The sequence below is a fragment of the Streptomyces sp. NPDC127106 genome, assembly GCF_042677605.1.
Taxonomy (GTDB): domain Bacteria; phylum Actinomycetota; class Actinomycetes; order Streptomycetales; family Streptomycetaceae; genus Streptomyces.
Genome location: NZ_JBHXTC010000051.1, coordinates 18,360 through 29,069 on the forward strand (window position 1 = coordinate 18,360; position 10,710 = coordinate 29,069).

Annotated in this window: 12 protein-coding genes; 3 read left to right on the top strand and 9 right to left on the bottom strand. The window is 73.2% G+C overall.

Annotated features, from left to right (window positions below; all coding sequences use genetic code 11):
• Positions 1 to 249: 249 nt before the first annotated feature.
• Positions 250 to 606, top strand: coding sequence for a CAP domain-containing protein (locus ACFVGY_RS30075; RefSeq protein ID WP_385683102.1), 357 nt, complete (start codon positions 250 to 252; stop codon positions 604 to 606).
• A gap of 83 nt (positions 607 to 689) precedes the next feature.
• Positions 690 to 1,070, top strand: a complete 381-nt coding sequence (locus ACFVGY_RS30080) for a winged helix-turn-helix transcriptional regulator (protein ID WP_385683105.1) — start codon at positions 690 to 692, stop codon at positions 1,068 to 1,070.
• Here ACFVGY_RS30080 and mutM read toward each other — a convergent pair.
• The 9 genes from mutM to ACFVGY_RS30125 form a co-directional block, all read right to left on the bottom strand.
• Positions 1,043 to 1,903 carry a bifunctional DNA-formamidopyrimidine glycosylase/DNA-(apurinic or apyrimidinic site) lyase gene (mutM, locus tag ACFVGY_RS30085; RefSeq protein ID WP_385683108.1) on the bottom strand — a complete coding sequence of 287 codons (861 nt, stop codon included), beginning with the start codon at positions 1,901 to 1,903 and terminating at the stop codon, positions 1,043 to 1,045. The two genes, ACFVGY_RS30080 and mutM, sit on opposite strands and share 28 nt — an antisense overlap.
• Before the next feature lie 156 nt (positions 1,904 to 2,059).
• On the bottom strand, positions 2,060 to 2,890 hold the full coding sequence (gene rnc / locus ACFVGY_RS30090; protein ID WP_385683111.1) for a ribonuclease III: 831 nt from the start codon (positions 2,888 to 2,890) through the stop codon (positions 2,060 to 2,062).
• A gap of 19 nt (positions 2,891 to 2,909) precedes the next feature.
• The gene (gene rpmF / locus ACFVGY_RS30095; RefSeq protein WP_026165248.1) at positions 2,910 to 3,083 is read right to left on the bottom strand and encodes a 50S ribosomal protein L32; all 174 of its coding nucleotides are present in this window, start codon (positions 3,081 to 3,083) and stop codon (positions 2,910 to 2,912) included.
• Positions 3,084 to 3,085: 2 nt separating this feature from the next.
• Complete coding sequence (locus ACFVGY_RS30100) at positions 3,086 to 3,796, bottom strand: YceD family protein (protein WP_385683114.1); 711 nt, start codon at positions 3,794 to 3,796, stop codon at positions 3,086 to 3,088.
• Between the two features lie 69 nt (positions 3,797 to 3,865).
• A complete protein-coding gene (locus ACFVGY_RS30105) occupies positions 3,866 to 4,978 on the bottom strand; it encodes a cell division initiation protein (protein ID WP_385683117.1) in 1,113 nt (370 codons plus the stop codon).
• 103 nt (positions 4,979 to 5,081) lie between these two features.
• Positions 5,082 to 5,561 (bottom strand): pantetheine-phosphate adenylyltransferase, encoded by a 480-nt coding sequence (gene coaD / locus ACFVGY_RS30110; protein WP_385683175.1) that lies wholly within the window; start codon positions 5,559 to 5,561, stop codon positions 5,082 to 5,084.
• A 29-nt stretch (positions 5,562 to 5,590) separates the two neighbouring features.
• On the bottom strand, positions 5,591 to 6,169 hold the full coding sequence (gene rsmD / locus ACFVGY_RS30115) for a 16S rRNA (guanine(966)-N(2))-methyltransferase RsmD (RefSeq protein ID WP_385683119.1): 579 nt from the start codon (positions 6,167 to 6,169) through the stop codon (positions 5,591 to 5,593).
• A gap of 85 nt (positions 6,170 to 6,254) precedes the next feature.
• Entirely contained in the window at positions 6,255 to 8,468 is a 2,214-nt protein-coding gene (gene recG / locus ACFVGY_RS30120) for an ATP-dependent DNA helicase RecG (protein ID WP_385683122.1), read from the bottom strand.
• Positions 8,469 to 8,484: 16 nt separating this feature from the next.
• Positions 8,485 to 10,137 (bottom strand): DAK2 domain-containing protein, encoded by a 1,653-nt coding sequence (locus tag ACFVGY_RS30125; protein ID WP_385683125.1) that lies wholly within the window; start codon positions 10,135 to 10,137, stop codon positions 8,485 to 8,487.
• A 239-nt stretch (positions 10,138 to 10,376) separates the two neighbouring features.
• On the opposite strand from ACFVGY_RS30125, the gene rpmB reads away from it, so the two are divergent.
• Complete coding sequence (gene rpmB, locus ACFVGY_RS30130) at positions 10,377 to 10,562, top strand: 50S ribosomal protein L28 (RefSeq protein ID WP_064070327.1); 186 nt, start codon at positions 10,377 to 10,379, stop codon at positions 10,560 to 10,562.
• Positions 10,563 to 10,710 lie beyond the last annotated feature (148 nt).

The following is a 10,710-nucleotide window of genomic DNA, read 5'->3' on the forward strand; positions in this document are numbered from 1 at the left end:
GGCTGTCTCTTTTTGTTTAAACTCCCCGCGCCCCCCCCTCCCCCCGCGCCCCCGCCCGCGGCCCGGTTCAACACCCCCCCCCCCCCCCCCAGGCCCCCCCCCGGGGCGCCCGCCCCTGCGTCGGCCGCCCCTCGACCCGTAGCCCCGAAGCCCGCCGCTCCCAAGCCGGCCGCTCCCAAGCCGCCAGCCGCCCCCGCGCCCACCTCCGCCCCCACGCCCGACGCCGGCCACTCCGCCGACGAGGCCGCGGTGGTGGCCCTGGTCAACCAGGTGCGCGCGCAGGCCGGCTGCGGTCCGGTGCGGGCGAACCCGCCACTGGCGGCGCTGGCCGGGGCCTTCAGCAAGGACATGGCCGTCCGAGGCTTCTTCGACCACATCGACCCGGACGGCAACACACCGTGGGACCGGGCCAAGAACGCGGGGCTTTCCGGGCTCGGCGGCGAGAACATAGCCCGCGGCCAGGGCGACGCCCAGGCCGCGATGAACGCGTGGATGAACAGCCCCGGCCACAAGGCCAACATCCTCAACTGCGAGTTCCGCACCCTCGGCGTCGGCGTGCACGTCGCCGCCGGCGGCCCCTGGTGGACCCAGGACTTCGGCTACTGAGCCGGCCGCCGGGGCACGGTCGGACACTTACCGGACGACAGCGCAACCTGTCCGGCAGCACTGTGCGCGGCTAAGCTGCCCGCATGGAGACGACAGCACTGCCGTTCGACGCCTTCGCCCGGGCCTGCCCGTCCCGGGAGACCCTGGAGCACGTCACCGGCCGCTGGGGCAGCCTCACGGTGGGCGCCCTGCGCGACGGCTCCTGCCGTTTCAACGAGCTGCGGCGCAAGGTGGACGGCGTCAGCGAGAAGATGCTCTCGCAGACCCTCCAGGCGCTGGAGCGCGACGGCATCGTCCACCGCGAGGCGCAGCCCACCAACCCGCCTCGCGTCGACTACGAGTTGACCCCGCTCGGCATCGAGGTGGCCGACCGGCTGCTCTCCCTCATCCACTTCCTGGAGGGCAGCATGCCGCAGGTGCTGGCCGCCCGGGAGTCCTACGACACCACGCGCGGCGGCCGCTGACAGCGCGGGCAGAAGTAGCTGGACCTGTTCATCCAGGGGCGGCGCCGCATCGGGGTGCCGCAGCGACGGCAGGGCTCGTCCTCCCGGCCGTAGGCGTCGAGCGAGCGGTCGAAGTAGCCCGACTCGCCGTTCACGTTGACGTAGAGGCTGTCGAAGCTGGTGCCGCCGACCGCGAGGGCCGCGTTCATCACGTCGCGGACGTGGCCGAGGAGTTCCGTGCTCCGCGGGCGCGTGAGGGTGGCGGTCGGGCGCTCGTAGTGCAGCCGGGACCGCCACAGCGCCTCGTCGGCGTAGATGTTGCCGACCCCGCTGATCAGTGACTGGTCGAGCAGGGCCCGCTTGACGGTGGTCCGCCTGGCCCGCAGCGCGCGGTGGTAGGCGGCCTCGTCGAAGAGCGGGTCCAGCGGGTCCCGGGCGATGTGCGCGATGACGTCGGGCAGGCCGTCGGTCGTGGTGTCGTGGAGCGAGAGCCCGCCGAAGGTGCGCTGGTCGACGAAGCGGAGCTCGGTGCCCGCGGCGTCCCCGAACCGGACGCGGATGCGCAGGTGCTTCTCGTCGGGGGCGTCCTCGGGCTGCACCAGCAGCTGGCCGCTCATGCCGAGGTGGCCGAGGACGGACAGCCCCCGCCCTTCCAGGGGCAGCCACAGGTACTTCCCGCGCCGCTGCGGCACGCCGATGGTCTGGCCTGCCAGTCGCGCCGCGAAGTCGGCCCCGCCGGCCGGGTGCCGGCGCACGGCGCGCGGGTGCAGCACCTCGACGGCGTCGACGGTCCGCCCGGCCACCCAGCGTTCCAGGCCCCGCCGCACCACTTCGACTTCGGGCAGCTCGGGCACGGCGTTCCTCCGGTGTGATACGGCTGTTCAGGACTCCGCCGCGAGCCTACCGGCCCGCCGCCCGCCCCCCGCGTCCTCCCCGTCAAACGCAGAACCGCCCGCCCCTGTTTCCGGCAGGGGCGGGCGGGAGGATCCGCGGGGGATCGGAAGGAAGGGTCAGGCCTTCGGCGCCGGACCGGCGGGGGTCGGCGACCCGCCTTCCCCGGCCTTGGCCCGTGCGCCGTCGGAGGCCGCCGCTTCCGCGGCCTTCCGCTCGTCCGCAGCGGCACGGATGCCGCGCCACGCGGACTCCGCCGCCTGCTGTTCCGCTTCCTTCTTGCTACGGCCGGTGCCGGTGCCGTACGAGACACCACCGACGCGGGCGGCAGCAGTGAAGGTCTTCTCGTGGTCCGGACCGGTCTCGGTGACCAGGTACTCGGGCACGCCAAGGCCTTCGGCGGCCGTCAGCTCCTGGAGGCTGGTCTTCCAGTCCAGGCCGGCCCCGAGGTTGGAGGACTTCTCGATCAGCGGGTCGAAGAGCCGGTGCACCAGCTCCGAGGCCGCGTCGAGGCCCTTGTCCAGGTAGACCGCGCCGATCACCGCTTCGAGGGTGTCGGCGAGGATGGAGGCCTTGTCCCGGCCGCCCGTGCCCTCTTCGCCCCGGCCGAGCCGGATGAAGGAGCCGAGGTCGAGGCCACGCCCCACTTCCGCCAGAGCACGCGAGTTGACCACCGCGGCCCGCAGTTTGGCCAGCTGGCCTTCCGGCAGGTCGGGGTGGGTGGTGTACAGCGTGTCCGTGACCACCAAGCCGAGGACGGAGTCCCCGAGGAACTCCAGGCGCTCGTTCGTGGGCAGACCGCCGTTCTCGTACGCGTACGAGCGGTGGGTCAGTGCACGCACCAGAAGGGCGGACTCGAGTCGATACCCGAGCCGCCCTTCCAGAAGCGTGTGGGACGAGGCCGCGTTCTTACTGTCTGCCTGCTCTTCAGCGTTGGACAGCTCAGACATTGCGCCTCTCACCAGCCGCTCAGACCTCGAGGACCTGGCGCTTGTTGTAGGTGCCGCAGCTCGGGCACGCGATGTGCTGCTGCTTCGGCTCCTGGCAACGCTCGCACGAAACCAGGGTGGGGACCGCAGCCTTCCACTGCGACCGGCGGTGGCGCGTGTTGCTGCGCGACATCTTCCGCTTCGGAACAGCCACGGCTACTTCTCCTGCTTCTCGGCGGCGCTCTGAACGTCGTCAGATGCAGTGCCGCTCATGTTGTCCTTCTCGCCGTCCTGATCGGTCACGACGAGTTCCTGCAAAGCCGCCCAACGGATGTCGACGGCGTCGTGGTGGTGCTCCGGGTCCTCGTTCAGGCTGGCCCCGCACTGCGGGCACAGTCCGAGACAGTCCTCCCGGCACACCGGCTGCAGCGGCAGTGCGAGCACCACCGCGTCCCGCAGCACGGGTTCGAGGTCGAACAAGCCGTCCTCAAGGTAGAGCGTGCCCTCGTCGTCCTCGGCGTCGTCGGCCGGCTCCGCCTTGGGGCGGCCCCGGTCGTCGGCGTCAGGGTACGAGAACATCTCCTGGAAGTCCGCGTCGACCTCGCGATCGACGGGCTCCAGACACCTTACGCACTCCCCCTCGGCCGATGCACGGACGGTGCCTGTGACGAGCACCCCTTCCATGACCGACTCCAGGCGGAGCTCGAGCTCCAGCGGAGCGCCTTCCGGCACTCCGATGACACCGGCGACACCGAGGTCCGCCGGCGCCGCGATCTCGCGGGACAGCCGCTGCATGGCACCAGGACGCCGACCCAGCTCGTGCGTGTCGAACACGAGGGGGTTGCGGTGGTCGAGGCGGGTGTTCAGGGCCGTTCCTGCTTTCACAGATCGCTGAAGATCAAGAATTCCGCCGCTCAAGGGCAGCATGGATCGCGACGCATACGCGCGACCGAACAGCCAGGATACCCGCCGCTCCGCCGTGAGCCCAATCCGGGTTCAGCGGCCCTGTTCGTACCCGCGCAGCTGGTCCAGGTTGATCATGCTCGTGTCGAAGAGACTGGTCTCGTCGAGCGCGCCCTGCTGCGGGCGTCCCGCCCCCGCCCCCTGCTGCCCGTAGGCCGCGTACGGGTCGGACTGCCCGCCGTAAAGCGCCGCGTACGGGTCCGGCTGGGCCTGGGCCTGCTGGCCGTACCCGTACGGGTCCCCGTAGGAGGGCGCCCCGTAGGAGGGTGCGGCGTACGCCGCTCCGGTGGAGCCGCTGCCGGCAGCGGGGTAGCCGTCCTGCGGGCCGGGCTGCTGCCCGTAGCCGTAGGCGTCGTACGCGGGTTCCGCAGCGGCCTGCGCCGGGATCACGGGGGCCGGGGCCCGGAGGGGCTGCGCCGGCTCGGCCAGGCCCGCCAGGAAGTCCGCGTCGCTCACCGACCGGGACTGCGGGACGCCGACGGCGTCCTGCGCGGCGACGTGGGCGCCCAGGTCATCCGTGGGCTCCCCGCCCAACAGCTTCTGCCGGCCGCGGCCGACCGCCTCCAGGGTCTTGGTGAGCACCGCCTCGAAGGTGGCCAGCTTGGTGTCCACGTAGGCGTCCGCCTGCCGGCGCTGGGTCTCCGGGTCGGTGCTGGGCTCGGGGGCGTCCGCGTCCGGGTAGCCCTGCTCGTCCAGCCCAGGCCCGCGGCCCAGCAGCTTCTCGCGGCCGCGGTCCACCGAGCCGATGGTCTTGGTGAGGACGACCTCGAAGTTCGCGAGCTTGCTGTCGACGTAGTCGTCGGCCTGCGCGCGGATCTCCGCGGCCTCCCGGTGCGCCTCGGCCAGGATCCGGTCCGCCTCCTCCCGGGAGCGGCGCGCGACCTCGGTGTCGGAGATCAGCATGCCGCGCTGGAGGTGGGCGGACTCGATGATCCGCTCCGCCTCGCGCCGGGCCTCCTCGACCAGCTGCTTGCGGCCGCCGATGAGCTCCTGCGCCTGCGCCAGCGAGCCGGGGAGCGCCCGGCCCACCTCGTCGAGCAGGGCGAGCAGCTCGGCACGGTTGATCACGCAGGAGGCCGACATGGGCATGGAGCGGGCGCTGCCGACGGCCGCGACGATCTCGTCGAGCTTCTTCTGCACGTCCATGGGGGCTCGCACTTCCTCGGCCTCGGGGCGGTCCCGAGACGGACGGGTCGACTGTAAGCCCACGGGGCCGGCGCCGGACACGGGTCGACGTCCCGACAGCCGGTCAGCGCTCGGCGAGCCGGGCGGTCAGTGCCGCGTGCACGTGCGGGGGCAGCAGGTGGGAGACGTCGCCGCCCCACGCCGCGACCTCCTTGACCAGGGAGGAGGACAGGAAGCTGTACGTGGGGTTGGTGGGCACGAACAGCGTCTCGACGCCCGAGAGCCCCATGTTCATCTGCGCCATCTGCAGCTCGTAGTCGAAGTCGCTGACGGCGCGCAGCCCCTTGACGATGGCGGGGATGTCGCGCTGCTTGCAGAAGTCGACGAGCAGTCCGTGGAAGGACTCGACCTCGACGTTGCCGTAGGCGGCGGTCGCCTCGCGGATCAGCTCGATCCGCTCCTCGACGGTGAACAGCCCCTTCTTGGACTGGTTGATCATGACGGCGACGTGAACGACGTCGTACAGCCGGGAGGCCCGGCCGATGATGTCGAGGTGTCCGTTGGTGATGGGGTCGAAGGACCCCGGACAGACGGCGCGGCGCAACTTGGTCCCCTTGCTCTCCGGAGCGGTCATCATGACTCTTCGCTGGTGAAGGCGGCGCGGCCGTACCACAGGGTGCCCTCGCCGTACTTGCGGGAGCGGAGCGGCTCGAATCCCTCCGGCCAAGGGAACGCTCCGCTCCTCGTGCCGCGCTCCACGGTGACGAGCGCATCGTCCGTGAGCCAGCCGTTGGCGCGGAGTGTGAGCAGGATCTCGCCAAGATCTCCGTGGCCGACGGCGTACGGCGGGTCCAGAAAGACCACGTCGTACGGCTCCCCGCCGGCGGGGGCGGCCACGATCTGCTCCGCCTTGCCGGCCCGGAACTCGGCGCCGGGCAGGCCGAGCGCCTTGATGTTCTCCCGGATCACCTTGGCGGCCTTGGCGTCGGCTTCGACGAGCAGGGCGTGCACCGCGCCGCGGGAGAGGGCCTCCAGGCCGACGGCGCCGGAGCCGGCGTACAGGTCGAGCACCCGGGCCCCCTCGACGCCGTGCAGCGACTCCCAGGTGGAGAACAGGCCTTCGCGCATCCGGTCCGAGGTCGGCCGGGTGCCGGTGCCGGGGGGCACGGCCAGCCGTCGCCCGCCGGCGGTGCCGGCGATCACGCGGGTCATCTGGGGTCCTTCACTACGGCGATCACAGCGCCTCCACGATATGCCGTGCCTCCCGGTGGTTCCGCCCGGCCCTCGCCCGGGCTGCTCAGCCCTTCTCCAGGTACTGCTCGCGCTCGGCGTCCAGCAGGGCCTCCAGGGCACCCCTGAGGCCCGGGAGCCCCTCCAGCTCCGGGTCGGCGGCGACCACGCGGGTGGCCTCCTCGCGGGCCTGGGCGATGACCTCCTCGTCCTCGATGACCGCCAGCATCCGCAGCGAGGACCGCACGCCCGACTGGGCCTGGCCGAGGACGTCGCCCTCCCGGCGCTGTTCGAGGTCGATCCGGGAGAGCTCGAAGCCGTCCAGCGTGGCGGCGACCGCGGCCAGCCGCGCCCGGGCGGGGCTCGCCTCGTGCATCTCGCTGACGAGCAGGCACAGGCCGGGGGCGGAGCCGCGGCCGACACGGCCGCGGAGCTGGTGGAGCTGGGAGACGCCGAACCGGTCCGCGTCCATGATCACCATGACGGTGGAGTTCGGGACGTTGACGCCGACCTCGATGACGGTGGTGGCGACCAGCACCTGGACCTCGCCGGCGGCGAAGCGCCGCATGGCGTCGTCCTTGTCGGCGGGGTCCATCCGGCCGTGCAGCACCTCGACGGACAGCCCGGCCAGCGGGCCGCGGGCCAGCTGTTCGGCGATCTCCAGGACGGCCAGCGGAGGCCGCTTCTCGCTCTCGTCCTCGGGGGACGGCTTCTTCTTGCGCTGGTCGGCCTGGTCGACGTCGTCGCCGATGCGGGGGCAGACCACGTACGCCTGGTGGCCTGCCTCGACCTCCTCGCGGACCCGCTCCCAGGCCCGGGTGAGGAAGTGCGGCTTGTCCTTGGCGGGGACGACGTGGGTGGCGATCGGGGAGCGGCCCGCCGGCAGCTGGTCGAGGACGGAGGTCTCCAGGTCCCCGAAGACGGTCATCGCGACCGTGCGCGGGATCGGGGTGGCGGTCATCACCAGCAGGTGCGGCGGTTGCTTGCCCTTGGAGCGCAGCGCGTCGCGCTGCTCCACGCCGAAGCGGTGCTGTTCGTCGACCACGACCAGGCCGAGGTCGTGGAACTGCACCTTGTCCTCGATGAGGGCGTGGGTGCCGATGACGACGCCTGCCTCGCCCGTGACCAGGTCGAGCAGGGCCTGCCGGCGGGCTGCCGCGCCCATCGAGCCGGTGAGGAGGACGACCTTGGTCCCCTGCTCGGACCCGCCGAGCATCCCGCCCTCGGCGAGCTCGCCCATCATCTCGGTGATCGAGCGGTGGTGCTGCTGGGCGAGGACCTCGGTGGGCGCGAGCATCGCGGCCTGCCCGCCGCTGTCCACGACGGCGAGCATCGCCCGCAGCGCGACCAGCGTCTTCCCGGAGCCGACCTCGCCCTGGAGGAGGCGGTGCATGGGGTGTTCGGTGGCCAGGTCGTCGAAGATCTCGCGGGAGACGGTCTGCTGGCCTTCGGTGAGGGTGAAGGGCAGCTTGGAGTCGAAGGTGTCGAGCAGCCCGCCGGGGGCGGGGCGCCGGGGGACGGCCGGCAACTGGGAGTCGGCGTGCCGGCGGCGGGCCAGGGCGGTCTGGAGGACGAAGGCCTCGTCCCACTTCAGGCGCTGCCTGGCGTCCTCGATGTCGGCCTTGGTGCCCGGCCGGTGGACCTTCAGCAGGGCCTCGTGGAGCGGGACCAGGCCGCGGCCCTCGCGCAGGGCCGGCGGCAGCGGGTCCACGGCCTCACCCGCCCGCGGCAGGACGGCGTCGACGGCTTTGGCGATCTTCCAGGACTCCAGCTGCTTGCAGGCCGGGTAGATCGGGATGAGCTTGCCCGCGAAGGCCGCCGCCGCGTCGGACTCGCCCGCGTCGGCGCCGAGCGGCTCGTAGGCGGGGTGGGCCAGCTGGAGCTTGCGGTTGAACAGGGAGACCTTGCCGGCGAACATGGCGCGGCGGCCGGGCAGCAGCTCCTTGTGCGGCTTGTGCACGCCCGCGCCGAAGAACACGAGCTGGAGCCGGCCGCTTCCGTCGGTGATGGTCACCTCCAGGCGCTTGCCGCGGCCGCCGTTGAAGGTGTGGACCCGGGCGTCGGCGACCTGGGCGACGACGGTGACGTGCTCGTCGAGCTGGTCGACGAGCCCGTCCAGCGAGGTCAGCTCGCCGCGCTCGGCGTACCGCCTCGGGTAGTGGTGGAGCAGGTCCAGGGCCGTGTGCAGGCCGAGCTGCTCGGCCAGCACCTTGGCGGTGGCGGGGCCGAGCGTCTTCTTGAGGTCTTCGTCGAGCGCGGGCACGTGTTCATTGCACACCATGGCGCCGACAAGAGGGCTATTCGACCCCGATCAGCAGGGGCGCCGAGTGGCGGCCGCCCCGGTAGACGACGGTGTCCACGGCCAGGTGGCCGTGCTGGACGTAGGCCTCCAGCCGGTCGGCGAGGGCGTCCGGCGCCTCCGGGCCCAGGACCAGGGTGACGAGTTCGCCGCCCGAGCCGAGCATCCGCTCCAGGACCGCCTCGGCGGTGTCGGCGAGGCCGGATCCGATGACGGCGACGTCGCCGTCGATCAGCCCGAGCACGTCGCCGGCCTGGCAGATCCCGGCGGAGGTGAAGGACTGCCGTTCGGCGACGGCGAGTTCCGCGTAGCGGGTGGCCCCGGCGGCCGCGGTCATGGCGACGACGTCCTCGTCGAAGGTGGCCTCCGGGTCGTGCACGGCAAGGGCTGCCAGGCCCTGGACCGCGGACCGGGTGGGGATCACCGCGACCCGGACTCCCTCGGCGCGGGCCCGCTCGGCCGCGGCGGCCGCGACCGCGCGCTGGTCGGCGCCGCCGGGCAGCAGCACCACCTCGCGGGCGTGGGCGCGCCGGACGGCGTCGACGAGCTCGCCGGGGTCGGGGGCCCGTCCGGGCGGAGTGAGGACGGTGGTCGCGCCGGCCTCCGCGCACAGGCCGGCCAGGCCCTCACCGGGGACCACGGCGACCACGGCCCGCTGGGCGCGCTCGCCGCGCGCCGCCCGGCGCCGCTCGTCGCCGAAGTGGGTGATGCGGATCCGGTGCGGCCGTCCGGCGACGACGCCGGCCTCGACGGCGGCGCCGGGGTCATCGACGTGGACGTGTACGTTCCACAGCCGGTCGCCGCCGACCACCACGAGGGAGTCGCCGAGTCCGTCGAGCCGCCCGCGGAGCGCCGCCACCGCCTCCTGGGCGGCCTCCAGCAGGTACACCACCTCGTACGCGGGCCCGCCGTGCTCCTCGTGGGCGTCGCAGGGACGCTGCTGCTGCGGTACGGACACGGCCCGGCCGCGGACCGCCTCCGCGGCCGGCTCCTGCCCGGACAGCGCCTGCCACAGGGCCCCGAGCACGGCGACCAGCCCGCAGCCCCCGGCGTCGACCACCCCGGCCCGACCCAGCTCGGCCAGCTGCCCGGGGGTGTCGGCGAGGGCCGCGCGGGCCCCCTCGTACGCGGCCCGGGCGACGTCGGCGACGCTCCCGGCGGCCGTTCCGGCGGCCTCCGCGGCGGTTTCGGCGGCCCGCGCCGCTGCGGCGGCCACGGTCAGCATGGTCCCCTCGACGGGGTGCGCGACGGCCTCGTACGCCTCCTGCGCGGCCCGGGTGAGCGCCTGGGCCAGCAGCCGGTCCTGTCCCCGGCCCGCGGGTTCGTCGTCCAGGACGTCGGCGACCCCGCGCAGCAGCTGGGCCAGGATGGTCCCGGAGTTGCCGCGGGCGCCTATGAGCGCGCCGTGCGCCCAGGCCCGTACGGCCTGGCCGAGGGAGGCGGCGGCGCCGGCGGCGTCCAGCGCGCGGTCCGCCGACTCGGCGGTGAGGTAGAGGTTGGTGCCGGTGTCCGCGTCCGCGACCGGGTAGACGTTGATCGCGTCGATGTCCTCGCGGGCCCGGTCCAGCGCGGCCAGGGCCAGCGAGCTCCAGGTGCGCACCGCTTCGGCGTCGAGCTCGTCGAGGGGCTGCGGCTGCGGCTCGTGCGGCACCGGGCGTTCCTCCTTGTGCGGGCCAGGGTTCACCGCAGGGTAACGAAGCGCCTCCGGGACCCGGCGACCGCGGGGCAGGCCCGGCGGCGGCCATGGTAGTTTTCTTGGACGGGAGCAGTCGTTGTATGCTGCTCCGGTTGCCCGATGAGAGTCGGGCTTTCCCCCGGCAAACCACTCAGATTTCTGATCCGGTGCGCCGGATTTCACTGTAAGTGCATCTGAAGTCTTTGGAGTGACCTGTGGCTGCCAACTGCGACGTTTGCGGCAAGGGGCCGGGCTTCGGCAACAACATCTCGCACTCGCACCGCCGTACGTCCCGTCGCTGGAACCCGAACATCCAGCGCGTCCGTGCCGTGGTCAGTGGGACGCCGAAGCGCCTCAACGCCTGCACCTCGTGCATCAAGGCCGGCAAGGTCTCGCGCTGACGCGTCCCGTCGTCGTAGCGCAGCCCTTTCCGGTTGCCAGGAAGGGGGGGGGGGGGGGCGGGGGGGCGGCGGGGGGGGGGGGGGGGGGGCGGGGGGGCGGGGCGGCGGGCGCGCGCCGCCCCGCGCCCGCGCGGGGGGGGCGCGGCGG

Bases quoted from the DNA above. Each gene is read 5' to 3' on its own strand.
- ACFVGY_RS30100 (WP_385683114.1), bottom strand. From the start codon at position 3,796: ATGCTGCCCTTGAGCGGCGGAATTCTTGATCTTCAGCGATCTGTGAAA.
- recG (WP_385683122.1), bottom strand. From the start codon at position 8,468: ATGGTGTGCAATGAACACGTGCCCGCGCTCGACGAAGACCTCAAGAAG.
- ACFVGY_RS30105 (WP_385683117.1), bottom strand. From the start codon at position 4,978: ATGGACGTGCAGAAGAAGCTCGACGAGATCGTCGCGGCCGTCGGCAGC.
- rnc (WP_385683111.1), bottom strand. From the start codon at position 2,890: ATGTCTGAGCTGTCCAACGCTGAAGAGCAGGCAGACAGTAAGAACGCG.
- ACFVGY_RS30080 (WP_385683105.1), top strand. From the start codon at position 690: ATGGAGACGACAGCACTGCCGTTCGACGCCTTCGCCCGGGCCTGCCCG.
- rsmD (WP_385683119.1), bottom strand. From the start codon at position 6,169: ATGACCCGCGTGATCGCCGGCACCGCCGGCGGGCGACGGCTGGCCGTG.